Raw genomic sequence first — 16,443 nt, forward strand, 5'->3', positions numbered from 1 at the left:
GCGCTGGACAGTTGCCGGGTGGTGTGGCTGTCCGTGGCGGATTTGGGCTGGGCGGGGTTCATGCCTTGGCCCTCCGTGTGGAAAGGGCGGCGCCAAGAGAGGGCGCGCAGGTGACAGCGAGAGAAACGGCGTTCATGGTTCCGTACTCCTATGCGAGATTTGAAACCACCAGCCCCGTGTTTTGAAGCACGGAAAAGGTGGACGGGATGTTCAAAACACGCGCATAGACGTGCGGGCAGCCTTGCGGACAGCCCCATCCCGCCCGTAACCGTTTGGACGAGCGGGCGGGAGCCCACTTACCAGGTGTTCAGACGTGACGAGGCCTTCTTTCGGGAAGGCTCAACCGCTATACGACGGATGTTTTGAAGCATCAGCCCCGGGACAGGGGGCCGGGGCGGATGATAGCGCGGGTAGGGAGGGGAACGCCCCTTTTTTGGGGAGTGAGGCTTGCGAAACGTCCAGTCAAGCGCGGCACGAACGCACAGTCAAGCCGCCAGGGCTGCGCGCCCGCAAGATGGCCGGCAGTGCGCATCCACCCGTGCCACACGCTTGCATCAACATGGCTTTCAGCGCTTGATACACAAGAGCTGAAAGCATTTTTCATGGCCGATCGCGGCTGGGTGGAACACCGCTCCACCCACCCACCCCATCGCCATGAAAACCCTTACCCTTCGAATTGCCATGCTGCTGCTGACGGCGGCGGCTTCAGTGTCTGCTGGTGCAGTCACGGTATTCGACAACCTGGCAGCCGCCAATGACCCGTGGCTCATCCAGCACAACTCCAGCTACCACACCAAACTGTGGGTGGCCAACCGCATCCCGATTGGCAGCCAGTCGCTGCGCATCACGCAGGTGAAGATGAATCTCACCCAGATCGACCAGTTCGAGCTGCAAGTGTGCGCAACCGACGCCAGCGCCGCCACGCCGTTCGTGGACATGACGGCCTGTGCCCCCTTCACCGCCGACGCGGCCACGCCGGGCATGCGCGTGTTCACGGGCGACCGCATCGTGGCGGCGGGCGACTTTGCCTGGGTGGTGGTGCGCAGCATCGGCCAGACCATGATCCGCCGCCAGATCACCACGGCCACCAACGACGGGCTGACCTGGTATTCAGGCGCGAGCCACAAGCCGGCCTGGGTTGCCGAGCCGCAGACCTCCATCGGCATGACGGTCGAGGCCGGCTCCGTGCAGCTCGATGGCGTGTGCGGCAGTGCCAGCAGCACCACGCCTCGCCGTTATCTGCCAGACGCCTTGCTGTGCAGCGTGGGCACGACCAGCGGCGTGATGGATGAAACCTACTCCTTCTCCTGGGTGTGCCAGAGCAGCTACGGCGGCAACCCTTCGCCGCAATGCTCCGTGCCTCGCGCCTACCTCGTTACCTCCCAGGCCACGGGCGGCGGCAGCATCGAGGCGGGGCGCGATGTAGCGGCGGGGCAGCAGGCCAGCTTCACGCTCACCACGCCACCGGGCTATACGGTGCAGGTCAGCGGCTGCGGCGGATCGCTTGCGGGCAACACCTACACCACTGCGACCATTACCGGCAATTGCACCATCAGCGCCACCTTCGCCCCGCCGCCCACCAATGGCGCGTGTGGCAGCACTGCGCCTTCGCTCACCTTGCCAACCCTCTTGTGCAGCGCCGGTTCGGCCACCAACCAGTCTGCCGCGTCCGATGCCTTCCGCTGGAATTGCGCGGGCATCAGCGGCGGCACCACGGCCGCTTGCCTGGCACCGCGCCAGTACATGGTGACAGTCAACACGGATGCGGGCATTGCCAGCGCACAGTGCACCCCGAACCCCGTGACCCATGGCTCCAGCGCCACCTGCACGGCCACGGTGCACGACCCTGTCGCCCGCCCCTTCAGCGGCTGGGGCGGCGCCTGCAGCGGCACGGGGGCTTGCCAGCCCGTGGTGCTCGGGGCTACCACCGTCTCTGCCAACACGACGCTCATCACCTACGCCATCACTACCACTGCCACCACGGGCGGGAGCATGTCTTGCACGCCCAACCCCGTGCCCCACGGCCAGGCCGCTGGCTGCACTGCCACGCCGCAAACGGGCTTTCAGTTCACCGGCTGGACGGGCGATTGCGCGGGCACGGGTGCATGCCAGTTCACCAACGTGACCAGCGCGCACAGCGTGGGAGCCACCTTCGCGCCGATTACCTACGCCATCGCCACCCCTGCCGTCACCGGCGGCAGCGTGAACTGCACGGCCAACCCCGTGCCCCATGGGCAAGACACCATCTGCGTCGCCTCGCCCGCGATGGGCTACCACTTCACCCATTGGTCGGGCGATTGCACGGGCACTGCCAGCGCGTGCATTCTCTACAACGTGACCAGCCCGCGCAGCGTGGGGGCCACATTTGTACTCAACACCTATTCCATCGGCATCGTCCCCGCCCCGGCCAACGGCACAGTCACCTGTACGCCCAACCCCGTCACCCACGGCCAGGATGCAAGCTGCACCGCCACGCCCGATGCGGGCTACCACTTCACCAGTTGGTCGGGCGATTGCACGGGCACGGGGGCATGCCAGTTCACCAGCGTGACCGCGTCGCGCACCGTCTCGGCCACCTTCACGCCCAACACCCACTCCATCGCCACCCCCGCCGCCGTCAACGGCACGGTCACCTGCACGCCCAACCCCGTGACCCACGGCCAGGACGCAAGCTGCACCGCTACGCCCGATACGGGCTATCACTTCACCAGTTGGTCAGGCGATTGCACGGGCACGGGAGCATGCCAGCTCACCAACGTGACCAGCCCGCGCAGCGTGGGTGCCACCTTCGCGCTCAACACCTATTCCATCGGCATCGTCCCCGCCCCGGCCAATGGCACGGTCACCTGCACGCCCAACCCCGTGACCCACGGCCAGGCCGCAAGCTGCACCGCCACGCCCGATACGGGCTACCACTTCACCAGTTGGTCGGGCGATTGCGCAGGGGCGGGGGCATGCCAGCTCACCAACGTGACCAGCCCGCGCAGCGTGAGTGCCACCTTCGCGCTGAACACCTATCCCATCAGCATCGCCCCCGCCGCCACCAACGGCACGGTCACCTGCACGCCCAACCCCGTGACCCACGGCCAGGTCGCAAGCTGCACCGCCACGCCCGATACGGGCTATCACTTCACCAGTTGGTCAGGCGATTGCGCGGGGGCGGGTGCATGCCAGCTCACCAACGTGACCAGCCCGCGCAGCGTGGGTGCCACCTTCGCGCTGAACACATACCCCATCAGCATCACCCCCGCGACCACCAACGGCACAGTCACCTGCACACCCAACCCCGTCACCCACGGCCAGGACGCAAGCTGCACCGCCACGCCTGGTACGGGCTATCACTTCACCAGTTGGTCGGGCGATTGCGCGGGCACGGGAGCATGCCAGCTCACCAACGTGACCAGTCCGCGCAGCGTTTCGGCCACGTTCACCCACGACCCGGTCGATGCCACCTGCGGCTCAGCGGCCAACGGCGCTGTGGCCTTCAAGCCCAGCGCGAATCTGTGCGCCACGGGTACGCCAGGGACCGTGCTATCCGCTGGCGGCCAATACAAATGGCAGTGCAGCGGTGAATATGGCGGCGCAGCGCAGCAGTGCAGCGCACCGTGGCAGGGTGCGGGGGGCAACGGCAATCTGGGGGCGGTGGAGGTGGATGGAGCGAACGGCTGGGAGATCAGCAGCGCCGCCTTTGCCTCCACCTTGCCCGCGCCCTTGCCGTCCCATGTGCGTGCGGTGCACGCGCCGCTGGGCCTGGTGCTGGGGCGTGTCGCTGGCAATGCAGATGCACAGGTGACCGTGCACTTCACCACGCCAGTGCCGCAGGGGGCCGTTTATTACAAATACGGCCCCAGCCCCGACGGGCTGGGCTGCACCGGCGCTGCCTGCGCGCAGCCGCACTGGTATGCGCTGCCCGGCGCGCAGTTTGCACCCGACGGCCTGAGCGTGACCTTCACCCTGGCCGATGGCGGCGTGGGTGACAGCGATTCCGTGCCCAACCAGATCACCGACCCCGGCCTGCCCGTGCTGCTGGCCCCGCAGGCCATCCCCGCGCTCGGCCCCTGGGCGCTGGCGTTGCTTTCGCTGCTGGCAGCGGGTCTGGTGGCGGTGCGTTGCCGAGCGTCGAGCAGTGGTTGCGCACCGCCGATCAGAAAGTGAAGCCTTGGCTTGCAGCGGCAGCAACCCCGCACTGTGGACTGCTGCCCCTTGGTTGACGCTCAGATAGACGGTCGGCAACCACCGTTTTGGTAGGCTTTGAATTTGATGGATAGACAACCAGATACAGGCATGAATTTGAAATTTAAGCGGCTCACTGAAGTTGATCCGGCTCACATTGTTTCGCTGAACAACAATCCAGATGTGCTGCGACAAATGCCGCTTGGAAGTGCGAATTTCGACCTGGCGAAAGCAAATGAATGGGCTCGGCAAAAGGATGCCCAGTGGCAGCAATACGGCTATGGGCCATGGGCGTTTGAAATTGACCAGCAATTTGCCGGCTGGGGCGGTTTGCAGTACGAGGAAGGTGATGCCGACCTCGCTTTGGTGCTTCATCCCAAATTCTGGGGAAGTGGCAAAGCCGTCTATCAAGAGATAGTGAAACGTGCATTCACTGGCTTGGGGCTGAGCTCCATCACGATTTTGCTGCCACCTTCAAGAACCAGAATAAAAGGGATTCTCAAGCTGGGATTTCGGCCAGATGGCGCACTGGATATCGAGGGGGCTCGCTTTTTGCGCTATCGCCTGCATGCACCCGGCAAACCCGCTTGACCAGATCTTTGGGCAGCGCGTCTTGATCCCGCGCGCTCATACCTTGGCGAGGAAGGCCGCTGCATCACCCGCTTCACACTTCCAGTCTGCGAAGACCCCAACCAGATTGCACTCCACGCAGCGGCAAGCGATGTAGTACCAGCGCACGTCGTGTGTGCCTTCGTACACGGAGACGCCGGACATCAGTTCGAACGTCTCGTTCTCGCACACGCACTCGTGTGCCTCAGGGGCGGCCTCTTCAACATGTTCCGCGCTGTCGCCCATCAGGTGTTCCTGCCCGCAGTCGGTGCAGGTGCGGATGGCCACGCCGGCTTCTTCATCCGTCTGCAGCGCAAAAGTCCGACATCCGCAATCGCATTTGGACGAGGCAAACCGGACGGCCTCATGGCGATTCGCAACGCTGTAGCTGCGCAGCTCGGCTTGGGTGTCGCCGGACGTTGTCCCGTACCAGAACTCGCCCTTCTTCGTCAGTGCCATTGATACTGTTCCATTCTTCAAGTTGGGCTTCCCGGCAGACCTGACGCCAAGCTTTCCCGATCGTCTGGATTTTGCCTGAAGGCACGGTGAATCTTCGTCAAGGGGCCGGGCAGCTCTCAGCCTCAAGCAGCCGCACCGAATGCCGGCTCTACAGCGATGGCAGATCCTGACCGGGCGCACCGCAATCCGTGCGGGGATGTGCGTGTCAGCGTTCCCTGCGCAGCTGTCTGGCACTGGCCAACAGGAATGCGCGCGTGCCCGGCGCGCCCAGCCCATCGAGTGCGCCACCATCTTGCGCGCCCATGGCCAGCCAGGCTTGCATTGCGGCCTGCGCCACCTCCAGATGAAACTCTTTCAGCAGCAGGCGGACAAGCGGAGCCCCCGCCGCAGGGTCTGCGATCTGCCCCAGCGCCATGGCCGCTGCCTGGCGGCGGCGCGCGTTGGGGCTGCTCAGTTGATCGATCAGTGCAGGCACAACCGCCCGGTCGCCCAGACTGCCCAGACGGCCCAAGGCTTCCAATATCTCTTCGGTGGCGAGGTCGGCCTGCAGCGCCCGTATCAGGTCGGGAATCGCCTCGCGCGTGGCTGCCTTCGCCAGCGCTTCGGTGATCAGCCGGGCATCAGCCGGCGATTCGGCTTGCAGCAATGCCGCAGCCAGCGCCGCGCTGGCCTCGGCGCTGGGCGTGGCTGACAGCGACAGCATGGCGGCGTCCCGCAACGGGTTGCGGCGGACCATCAGAGGCGCCAGCAAACCGGCCCCCTGGGGGTCGCGGAATTCGGCAAGCGCCATCACGTAGCGGTATCGCAAGCTGTCGCCGGCTGCCTGGGCTGCAGCGATCAGCGCAGGCAATACGTCAGCCCCTTGCGCTGCCAGCGCTTTGCAGACGTGGTGGACGTATTCGTTGCGGATGCCGGGTATCAGCCCCAGGAGCAGGGCCTGCACCTGGGGGCCGCGAAGATTCTGGCAGGCGTACGCCACGGCGCTGGCATTCCAGTGGTGGGGGTCGTCCGCCAATGCCTTCGCGAAGCCTTCGAAACCCTCTGCTGAGCCCATCAAGGCCAGCGCTTCGGCCACGCCCACGGCGTCGCCGCCGCACAGCTGGGGCAGCATGGCGCGCAGATGCTGGGCCGCTTCCTGGGGCGCGGTGCGCGCCAGCTGCAGCGCGGCGGCTCGCCGTACCTGCAGCGACGCCGTGCGCAACCCTGCGCGGGGCCACTGCGACTCGCCGGGCCCTTGCAGCTGGGCCAACACCTCGGCCAGCTCGTCGGCATCGCGCGGTGTCCTTGCCTGCTCCAGCGCGGCCATCAGTTCAGGCACGGCTTCCTGCGCCTTCAGCGGGCCCAGCGCCGGTGCTGCAACGGTCACTCCGGCACGCAGCAGTGGCGCGATCGCACGCGCGTCGCCCAACTCGCCAAGCACCTTGACCAGTGCCGTCCTCAGCTCCCGCGGCATCCCGCGGCGCGGATGTTCAAACGTCTCGATCAGCGGGACCACGGCTGCCGTATCGCCCAGGCGTCCCAGTGCGCTGATGCAGGTCCCGCGGACTCTGGCGTCCGCATCGTGGAGTCCTTCCATCAGCAGGTCCAGGCAGGCGTGTGTGGATTTCTGGACCACCGCGCTGCACAGCGTGCTGATCACCTCGCCAAAGTCTTTCTTTTTGTCGGTCTCCTCACGCCGCAGCGTGCGGATGGCCTCCAGCAGGTCGGCGATCCAGTGTTCGTCGGCGTGGCTGTGAATGGATGTCGCCGCATACTCGCGCACCGCTGCGCTGCGGTGGCCCAAGGCCTTGAACAAAGGCGCCCGGGCCTGTGGCGAGGAGATACGGCCCAGGTACATGCAGCCCGAGCAGGCTTCGTCAACGCTCTTGGACTTGGCCATGCGCAGGTACAGGGGCAGTGCCTCATTGGAGGGACGGATCAACAAGGCCTGCCTGGCCGCGTCAGCCACCTTTGCGTCTTCGTCCAGCGTCGCGCTCACCAGGAGCGCGGGAGCGCGGTCCGCCAGCTCCAGCAGTGCATTTCGGGCCAGGGGCAGCTGATTTGCCGGCGCGGACCTCATGAATGTCGTGATGGCCTCGAAAGCCACTGCGGGGGCAGCGCAGGACAGCGCTTGCAGCGCCAAGAACACATCGACGTTTTTTGTGGAGCTCTGCAGCTGGTCTGCGAGTGCCTGGCTTGGGTTGTCGTTCATAAGTACTGGAAGGGCCGGTCCGGATTGCCCTGGTTCTGCTTGTCCGAGAAGACCACCAGCACAGGCTCGTCTGGCGCGCCCTGCATCATAGGTGCCGCCCCAGGGCCGCCACTGGACAAGTCGTCCACCGGTCGACCGGCCGGGCAGGCCTTGGCATCCGGCCGCTTTTGGCCGACCCCATCCGCCCGGTCACCTTGTCCCACCATCCACCCACGCCATCCCCGCCCCCCGGTTCACATGCCGCTGCCTGCCCACGACAAACTCCGAATCCAGCGTGGCCAGTGCGACGGAGATCCATGCGCCTTCTTCGTAATGCTGGCTGTGCCATGACAGCGATGAGCCGCATTGCTGGCAAAAGCAGCGCGTGATGCCGGGCGATGAGGCAAAGGAGCGCAATTGCTCCTGGCCCCGGGTGAAGACAAGGTCCTTTGCCGGCACGCTGCCGTAGGTGGCGAATGCGGCACCGTGGGCCTTCTGGCAGATGCGGCAGTGGCAGTGCGAGACGGCCTGGGGCGTGGAGCGCAGTGCATAGGCGATGGCGCCGCACAGGCAGCTGCCGGTCAGAGGCGTGGTGGCGGGGGGCGCGGCATTGGTGTCGGTCTTGGTGCTGGTGTTGGGACTCATATCTTGCAAGGACAAAAAGGCGCATGCGATTGTGCATGCGCCGATTTGCCGTGTGCTTGCCGCAGCGTCGGACGCATCCAGCCGGGCTAGGCCGGGCTCAGGACTGGAAGTTGCCCAGCACCAGCAGGTCGCCCGGCACGGCCGCGCGGGTGAAGTTGATGTAGTTGTTGGCAGGGAACAGCAGGTTCTTGATGGCGAACAGCGAGACGGCCGAGAAGCTGACGTTCAGCTGGGTGGCGATTTGCTGCGGCACCTGTGACTTGACCTGCTGGTTGACCTTGGCTTGCAGGTCGTCCGATCCCGAAGGTCCGCCGCCGGCCACATGACCCGTGACCGTCACGGCCTGGCTGCTCATGGAGATGCTGATGTTCTGCTCCCGGCCGCTGCCGCTGACGGTCACCGGCGCTGCCGCCTGGACGTTGGAGGTGGCGTCGTTGGTGAACGAGGATTCCCAGGTGTCCGAGCAGTTGGAGAAGCAGGGCCAGTACCTGTAGGTGGTGCTGGTCTTGATGGTCATCGACTGTGTCTTGCTGCCTTGCAGCTGCATCTGACCGCTGCCCATCGGCTTGAGCGTCATGCCCGACAGGTTCCAGGAGACCTTGTTGTCGGGGAAGAAGTATTTCGTGGTGGTCGATGAGCCCCCGCCGCCCATGGGCGAGGAGGTGGTCGTGGTCTGGGTCAGGCTGCTCAGGTCGATGTTGGTCGCGGAGACCGGGGCATTGGTGAACTCCCCCCAGGAGGCCGAGTTCTGTTCCGAGGATTTGCGGCCGGCCAGGCTCCATCCGGATCGGTTCATGGCGCTGGGCAGGATGTCGGAGAAGAACAGCTCGCTGCGGATCAGCAGGGACGTTTCGTTGCCTTGTGGCAGCGGCTCGGGCACATTGTTCAGGAAGGTCAGCGTGGGGTTGAGCAGGGCCCGGTTGCCGGTCTGGATGAACAGCTGAAGGATGTCCACGTTGGCTGCCGTGCGCAGCACCTTGAAGAGAAAGCCCTTGGGCTTGAGTCCGTCGATCACGGGCACGCTGGTCAGGTCCAGGGCATTGATCAGGTAGACGACCGGGTTTTCCGAGAAGTAGGCCTTGATTGCCGCGTTGAGGTCGACCTTCTCCTCGTCGCTGATGTCGATGTTCTCGACGGTGAATGCGCCCTGGGACATGTCCAGCACGACCTTGAGGATCTGCAGTTCCTTGCCCTCCTTGGTGATCTTGCCCTCCACCTTGGTCAGGTTGACGAAGGCCGTGAGCGTCTTGCCCGCGATGGAGACCGGCGCATCGCATTTTTCAGGGGTGTCGCCCATCTGGATGCAGTTGATCTGCGAGCCTTTTTCTATCTGCATTTTCAGCACGACGGTGCTGTTGTTGTTGGCCTGGAAGCTCAGCAGCGGATAGCCATACTCGAGGTCGAATTTCTTGATGGACCACACGCCGTCGATGACCTTGGTCCGGGTCTGCGCGGAGATGGTGTTCTTGTATTTGCTGTCGCGCTTGAGCTCTTCATACTGGCTGAGCAGGGCTTTGTTGATCTGCTGCAGTCCCATGTTGAACACCACGTCCCAGCCATTGGTGGTTGTCCCTGCGGCATTGAGCAGCGAGATCAGCTTGTCCGGCGTGGGCTGTGCGGGGCCTTCGGCCGCAAGGGCCATCAGCGCGCCCCGCACCGCTTCAGTGCGCACGGCGCGCTGGCGGGCGTGGGCCCTGCCGCCCGCGAGCATCGGCACGTCGACGATGCGGGCGTCCAGGACGAAGGTCAGGCGGATGTCCACCGTCAGGCCGGCAAAGGCCAGGCCCCGGTTGGTTTGCGTCTTGGGCAGCGAGATCAGCCAGGAGCCGAAGGGCGTGACGGGGCTGATGTCCGCCGACCATGAATGGCCCTGGTCGCTGAAATCAGGCTGTCCTGTGGCCACGTCGAATTGGTACACGCGCTCGCGCCAGGGTGTGTGAAAGCGCAGCATGGAGCGCTCCACGTTGCGGTCCACGAAGGGCTTGCTTTCGAAGGTCAGCCTGGTCAGCAGTTTGCCGCTGTCTGTCGATTTGACGCCCATGACCTCGGCCACCACGGCCCGCACGCGCAGGTTCACGTATTGGCTCAGTTGTGGCTGGTTGGGGTCGATGGTGATTTCAAAGGCGTTGCCGTTGCTGATGTCCGAGGCCAGCACGCCCTGGATGTCGATGGTGATGGGGCGGGTGGTCGAGGCCTGGTACTGCAGCAACTGCGACTTGGCCTCCAGTGTGGCCTCGTTCTGGGCGATGCGCGACTGCATGAAGTTCATCAGGCTGTAGCTGGCAATCGGCGTAGGGGGCTGCAGCCACGCATATTGCAGCGCCTGGTCCTGCAACAGGAAGGACTTGGCGAAGGTGGTGAGCATCTGGCGGCGCAGGTAGTCCAGGCTCCCCGTCAGGCCGACCAGGTCGATGGCCTGCCTGTCCAGGTCCTTGATCTGCAAGGGGTTGAGCTTGTCGGCCAGGGCGTTCAGGCGCTCCGCCTGACGGTCGTTGAGCACCTTCTGGCGCTGCGTGGAGTAGATGTCGCGAAGGATCTGGTGCAGGCCCGATTGGGCACCGGTCAGCGCTTTGCCCCGCATGACGAGGATCTTGAACGCGGCGACCATCTCGGCCTTGGCTTCGTTGACGCCGCTGCCGCTGGGTCCGGTCGACATCACCACGTCGAGCTGAAGCGACATCTCGTCCCATTGGAGGGTGGAGGTATCGCCATAGTCCATGCCATCGAGCCCGTCCAGCGTCTTTTGCGCGTCCTGGATGTTCTTCACGGTGCCCGAGATGGTGGTGTAGACCTTCATCGTGGCATTGAGGATGTTCAGTGCCTTCTGGATGCGCTGCACGGTCAGGCCGAGGTCCTTGACCGCATTGATCGAGCTGGCGGGCACGAAAACCGACGTGCCCAGGCTGAAGGCGGTGGTGGCCACGTCCAGACCGAACTTTACCCATTCCAGGGTCTCCCACTGCACGACGGCCGCCTTGTAGCGCTGCACCGCCTGGTTGACCTCTGCCTGCTGCTCGAACAGGGCCTTGGACAGGTCGTTGATCTTCTCCTGTTGGGCCTTCGCCTCGGCCTGGCTGGCAGCGATCACGGAGTCGTAGTGGTTCGACAGGTCCTTTGCGGACTTGGCGTTGGCATCGATCAGCCCGGACAGCAGCTTGCCGCTCTGGACGATGTTCTCGTTCAAGGCCTTGCCGACATCGACGGTCAGCTCGGCCTGCTTGCGCTGGTTGATCTGGATGGTGTCTTCGCTGATCTGGCGCTGGATCTCCTGGAGGTAGTCCAGTATCTTTTTGACCGAGGCCTCATAGTCGGAGGCCGGCAGGATGGGTACGAACGCGCCTTGTCCGGAACTGGGCGTGTAGCTGCCCAGGTCCAGGGCGCGAAAGCGCATCGCAAGCAGGTCCTCGTCGCGGGTATCGGCAGGGATGACCTGCGCCACCCATTTCAGGTAGCCGCGCGCCAGTGTGCGTACCGTCACGGCGCCCATCTGGTCGGCCTGCATGCCGAGCACGGCTTCGCCGAAGGCCAGCGAAAACTCCAGGCTGTCCTTGAGGGCCGGCAGCTCGGTGGCAGGGGGCACGCGCCGCACGTCCTCGATGACGCGGGGCCAGCCCTTGGCGTCCAACTCGTAGCGCAGGCCGTCGACCACCAGGAAGTGCCTGTCCCCGTCGTGGTTCTGAAAGCGTGCCGCGCCCAGGAACTGGCTGCAGCCGATGGACAGTCCTTCAAAGCCCGCATTGCTGAGTGCTACCACGTTGGGCAGGCCGGTCGTCCTCATGTCCAGGATGTAGCCGTACAGGCCCACCTTGTCGCCGGGCAGCTCGATGGCGGCCTGGGACCGGACGGCGACCACATAGCCGTAGGACGTGAAGTTGCGCACTTCGGACCGGGCCACCAACTGCATGCCCGCCAGATTCAGGCGGGCCTTGTAGACATTGATGCTGGGCGTGGCAATGGCGGAGACCACGCCGGGCTGGTCTTCCGGGATCAGTGCGGCGAAGTCGCTGGAGTCATGCGGCACGAATTGGGGCTGTATCGCATCGCCGAACACGCTGGACATGGCCGCCTTGAAGACGCGCCGCCACACCGCCGTGCGCTTGTATTCGGTGAAGGTGGTCAACGGCCCCAGCGTGATGGCGACGGGAGCCTGGTCGGTGAAATCCCGGTTCAATCGGGACAGCGATACTGCCGAGTCCACGGAAAAGGGCTGGAATACGCTGTTGCGCTTGGCCCAGGTTTTCTCCACCCAATCCCCGTCTGCAAGGCTTTGCTGGAACTGGGGGCTGTGGCTGAGGTTCAGGATGTTGCCGAATTGCTTGACGAAGCCGAACGCGCCTTTTTCCGCATCCGTGGTGAAGTACTGGAATTTGACGGCATTGGCGCCCGTGAAGTCGTTTTCGGAGCCATTGAATGCCTGCTGCACCCGTGCGAAGCGCTCGGCTTCGTAGGCAAATACCTGGATGATCTGGTCCCCGACCGTGATGGAGGACACGAAATGCGTGCCCCATTCGGCGAAGTTGTCCAGAAAGAGGTTGGCGTCCCTGAGCGTCAGGTCGGCGGCCGTGTCCTGCGAGCCCTCTGCCTGGAAATGGCGCAGCCGCGCCATGGAGCGCATGAATTCGCCATCGACGCCAATGCGTGGATCCGGGCGCAGCGCATGGACCGTGGTGAGGACCTGGTTCTCCTTGGTCGTGTGGCGCAATGTCTCGTCCTGGCGGACTAGTTTGACGAGCGCAAATCGCAGGCTGGTGTCGTGCAGCGAGATGCCCAGTGTCTGGACCAGGCTGTCCAGCGCGGCAGCCCCGGTGGGCGCCGACAGCAGCAAGGCGCCCGCCGGCAGGGACGGTGGCGCCGTGTCTATCGCAGGCATATCGATGCCATAGGGCAGCAGCGCGGTGACCAGGCTCTGTGCGCTCTCGTGGAGGCTGATCACCGGATATCCCCAGTCGCCCCGGCTGCCGGAGGGCTCAGGCGCTTGCGGCTCCATCGGCTGCTGCCGGGGGCGGTGCAGTATGTCCAGCATGCCCCTGGATGGGTCCCACCCCGGCGCGTAGCCTTTGATCAGGTTGGTGGCGGTACCCAGTGCCAGTCCGTTGAAAGCTTCCGTCATACATCCTCCATTGATATCCGTTGAGAGATAAATGAATGGCGCGGTCTGCCCATCGCTTGAAGGGTTGCGGTCTGTATGGCCCGCCGTGGGGGAGCTTGCCGGTCATCGCTTCAAGCCAGCGCCCGGTTTCCTGTGCATTCGACGTTCGGACTCCTGGGGCGTCCTTCGCGGGAATCTCTTTTTGATTCACTGACGGGCAGCAAGAGTGCCCTGCATCCCCGATGGGCGCAGGTGGCCATGCGGGGCAATGGATATCGCCTGGGGGCCTGCCTGCGCCTACGGGCCTTGGCTGCGCCGGCCGCGCCATTGCGGCGCGGCAAGCCGGCCACTAGTCGCCGATGACCTGCAGCCCGCTGCCGTCCCCATGCGCCTGCAGGCACATTCTTCCGAGGTCGTTGAGAAAGCGCAGCACCGGCATCTCGCCCACGCAGGCAGGGATGGCGGCCATGATGTCGTTGTGCAGTTCCAGCAGCTGGTCCGAGGCCACGAACATGGCGGCGGATTCGCCGTAGTAGTGCCGCCAGAAGTCCTGCAGCAGGCCGTGGCGGGCCTTGCCGACGACCAGGGGATAGCCGTTTTCCCAGACCTGTGCGTCCATGGAAAGGCTGGCCAGGCCAGGGTCAACGGGCCGCGCGCTGGCGGGGATCAACAGTACACGTCGCATGTCCATGCTCATTTGCGGCTTCCAGGTGCGCCAGTGGACTCGGGCAACCCGGTCCGGGAGGAGGGTGAGAGGTCCTTGCCGCAGGCGGCAGGAACCGGTTCCCACTTTATTGACGTGTGCACAACAAGAAAATTACAGCTGATTACATGCGGCGAGCGATGCGCCGTGTGCCTGCCGTTCTCCGTTGCAGTTCGCCGCTCAGGCGCTGCGCGCCCCGCCCTCGATCTCGAACGCAAAGTCCCCGAAGCGCAGGCTGCCGCGCCGCCGCTCCACCAGGGCCGGCAAGGCCGCGCATTCGGGCAGGGCGCTGAGGATCTGGTGCTTGGCGCGGAAGATCTGGATGTTCACGTACGACGAATCCACGCCCAGCATGCGCGAGAGCGCGTCGAGCTCTATCCAGCCCTGGCTTGCGGGGGCCAGGCCCTTGTGGGCGTCCTGCTGGCGCACGCGGGCCAGGGTAACCAGGGTGTAGTGATGTATGCGTTCACCCAGCGCGATGGGCTTGCCGTCGCTCATGACGGTCAGGCTGGCGTGCTCCTCGTTCTGGCTGACGTGGAAGCGAAAGGACACGTCCGACGGCTTGGGCGCATGCGGGTCGAAGCTGCTTTCCCGCGTGGATTCCAGGTCGTCGCATTGCACGAATTCCCAGCTGCCTGCCGAGGTGTGGACCATGGCGCCGTCCACCAGGGGTTCGGTGCCGTCGCCGGACTCCAGCAGCCAGCGGCCGTCTTCGAAGAAGACGTTGGCTTCGGGCTCCTGGGCGTCGGGCAGCAGGGTGCCGCGCGGGTTCAGGGCCAGGGGGGCGTCCTGGGGCAGGCCCGGGCCGGGGCTCAGGCAGGTGACGGGCGGTCCCAGGTCTTGCACGGTCCAGGCCGCTTCTGCGCCTTCGCCCATGCTGAGCCTGGCGCCCACGGTCAGTACGGTCCAGCGGCCGGCGACCAGGCGCACGCCGTTGAGCATGGTGCCGTTGCGGCTCTGGTCCACGATTTCCCAGGTCTGCCGGTTCCAGCGGAACAGTGCGTGGACCTGGGAGACGTCGGGCGCCTTCATGACGGTCTGGCAGACCGAGGGGTGGCGGCCGAAGGTATGCAGGGGCCGCAGCACGACGATGCGGCCGTCGAGTTGGTTACGAAAGAGGGCCATCGCCTCGAATTCTCCTTGGGGCTTGTGTGAACAGGGGGTGGGCTGGGGGCGCATTGGCCCGGAGCCTGCAGCCTGTTGCCAAGCTGAGAGAGTACATGCCCGCTGCGCTGTTCAGTTTGTCAAACGTACAGAGCCTGCGGATTCAGTTCGGATTCCTGCAGCGGCCGGCTGCGCCAGCCCAGGGCCACGGGTACGTTGCGCAGCCGTGGATTGCCCAGTTCCGGCCAGATATGGCACAGGCCGGGAATCACGACCTTGACGGTGTGCACAGGGATGTCGGGGCGCGAGTGGTCGTAGACGATGGTCTCCAGGCCCAGGCCGCGTGCGATGTTCACGCAGCGCGCAATGGCCTGGGCAATGTCTGGCGGCGCGGTGTCCGGCGTGTGCCCAGACAGAGGCGCAGGCTGTTGCGGCGGTGCATCGGCGCTGTCCGCAGGGTGCAGGAAGGCCTGCAGTGGCTCGGGCACGGCAAAGCTTTTGCCGGCCGCGATCAGCTGGCTGATTTCGGTGAGGGCGCGTTCGCAGGCCAGGGCGCGGTCCAGGCTGCAGCCAAAGCCCACGGCCCATTGGCCGGTCTGTGCATGACGGCCCACGGAGACGACCACGGGTATGCCGAAGTCGTGCGTGATGTCCAGCAGCCAGTACGACCATTGCGGGCCGCAGCTGCGGTCCAGTCGCTCGCGTGTGGCTTGGTCGATGCCTTGCAGCGCAATGGCGGGCCTGCGGATCTGGCCGTACCACCAGATGGCGGCGGCGTCGCGTTCCACCAGTTCCATGAAGCCTTGGAGGATGGCTTCTTCCCGCGTGTTGCCTGCGGCGCAGCCGTTGGAGGTCCAGCCCACGTGGTGCTGGCTTTGCGCGGGCGCATGGGCCAGGCAGAAGGCCAGCGGCAGGTAGCGGCGCGCATCGGCGGTCAGGGACCAGGCGGGAGCCCACCACAGGGGATCGCCCTGGCCGGCGCTGGGGGCCACGGCATGCGGCGGCCTGTCGGTGGCAAAGCCGGCGGTCTGCCGGTCGCTGAAGCGGGCCAGCGCTGTGGGAGGAATGCAGGGCGCATCCAGCTCGGCGGCGGGGGCGACGACCACGGCTTCATCGCCCTGGTGGAAGGCGGCGTAGCGCTCCACGGCTTCGCACATGGCGCTGGCGCGGGCCTGCATGGCCGACAGGCCCTTGCCCAGGCACAGCTGTGTCGGGGGGCCTGCCAGGAAGCCGCTGCCAGGCGCGGGCGTTCTGAAGATTTCGCTGCGGTAGACGGTGAGCGCTTCGTCGGTCTCGGCCGTCAGCGGCGTGACCCGGGCAATCACGCCGGTCAGCGGGCTGACGTGTCGGGACAGGCGCTGCACCGTGGTCTCGGCCGGCACGCTGCGCCAGCCGCCGTCGGCGCGCGCGGCATGCGTGCCGGGAACTGGCGCAATGCGTTCACGTTGGCGCAGTGCCATCAGCCCCGGGGTGCCGCAGTGCGGGCATTGT

9 protein-coding genes are annotated in these 16,443 nt (G+C 65.3%); 2 read left to right on the forward strand and 7 right to left on the reverse strand.

What is annotated here, in order from left to right:
- The first annotated feature begins 654 nt into the window (after positions 1-654).
- Positions 655-4,155 (forward strand): IPTL-CTERM sorting domain-containing protein, encoded by a 3,501-nt coding sequence (locus L995_RS27120; RefSeq protein WP_231574543.1) that lies wholly within the window; start codon positions 655-657, stop codon positions 4,153-4,155.
- Between the two features lie 129 nt (positions 4,156-4,284).
- Complete coding sequence (locus tag L995_RS32495; protein WP_082001642.1) at positions 4,285-4,764, forward strand: GNAT family N-acetyltransferase; 480 nt, start codon at positions 4,285-4,287, stop codon at positions 4,762-4,764.
- 36 nt (positions 4,765-4,800) lie between these two features.
- On the opposite strand, the gene L995_RS27125 is transcribed toward L995_RS32495, so the two are convergent.
- From L995_RS27125 to L995_RS27155, 7 genes are all read right to left on the reverse strand, one after another.
- Entirely contained in the window at positions 4,801-5,241 is a 441-nt protein-coding gene (locus L995_RS27125; protein ID WP_034366122.1) for a hypothetical protein, read from the reverse strand.
- 205 nt (positions 5,242-5,446) lie between these two features.
- On the reverse strand, positions 5,447-7,327 hold the full coding sequence (locus L995_RS27130; RefSeq protein WP_231574544.1) for a HEAT repeat domain-containing protein: 1,881 nt from the start codon (positions 7,325-7,327) through the stop codon (positions 5,447-5,449).
- Positions 7,328-7,621: 294 nt separating this feature from the next.
- Entirely contained in the window at positions 7,622-8,056 is a 435-nt protein-coding gene (locus tag L995_RS27135) for a GFA family protein (RefSeq protein WP_052195876.1), read from the reverse strand.
- 97 nt (positions 8,057-8,153) lie between these two features.
- Positions 8,154-13,166 carry a hypothetical protein gene (locus tag L995_RS27140; protein ID WP_047474459.1) on the reverse strand — a complete coding sequence of 1,671 codons (5,013 nt, stop codon included), beginning with the start codon at positions 13,164-13,166 and terminating at the stop codon, positions 8,154-8,156.
- 328 nt (positions 13,167-13,494) lie between these two features.
- Entirely contained in the window at positions 13,495-13,830 is a 336-nt protein-coding gene (locus L995_RS27145) for a hypothetical protein (protein ID WP_223275358.1), read from the reverse strand.
- Between the two features lie 198 nt (positions 13,831-14,028).
- On the reverse strand, positions 14,029-14,973 hold the full coding sequence (locus L995_RS27150; RefSeq protein ID WP_047474461.1) for an FHA domain-containing protein: 945 nt from the start codon (positions 14,971-14,973) through the stop codon (positions 14,029-14,031).
- Between the two features lie 119 nt (positions 14,974-15,092).
- On the reverse strand, positions 15,093-16,443 hold a 1,351-nt coding region (locus L995_RS27155), incomplete at its 5' end, for a YcaO-like family protein (RefSeq protein ID WP_047474465.1).

The sequence above is a fragment of the Delftia sp. ZNC0008 genome (genome assembly GCF_000799035.1).
Classification (GTDB): Bacteria; Pseudomonadota; Gammaproteobacteria; order Burkholderiales; family Burkholderiaceae_C; genus Comamonas; species Comamonas tsuruhatensis.

Excerpts from the sequence above, each read along its gene's own strand:
- L995_RS27120 (WP_231574543.1), top strand. The coding sequence starts at position 655 with ATGAAAACCCTTACCCTTCGAATTGCCATGCTGCTGCTGACGGCGGCG.
- L995_RS32495 (WP_082001642.1), top strand. The coding sequence starts at position 4,285 with ATGAATTTGAAATTTAAGCGGCTCACTGAAGTTGATCCGGCTCACATT.
- L995_RS27125 (WP_034366122.1), bottom strand. The coding sequence starts at position 5,241 with ATGGCACTGACGAAGAAGGGCGAGTTCTGGTACGGGACAACGTCCGGC.
- L995_RS27135 (WP_052195876.1), bottom strand. The coding sequence starts at position 8,056 with ATGAGTCCCAACACCAGCACCAAGACCGACACCAATGCCGCGCCCCCC.
- L995_RS27140 (WP_047474459.1), bottom strand. The coding sequence starts at position 13,166 with ATGACGGAAGCTTTCAACGGACTGGCACTGGGTACCGCCACCAACCTG.
- L995_RS27145 (WP_223275358.1), bottom strand. The coding sequence starts at position 13,830 with ATGCGACGTGTACTGTTGATCCCCGCCAGCGCGCGGCCCGTTGACCCT.
- L995_RS27150 (WP_047474461.1), bottom strand. The coding sequence starts at position 14,973 with ATGGCCCTCTTTCGTAACCAACTCGACGGCCGCATCGTCGTGCTGCGG.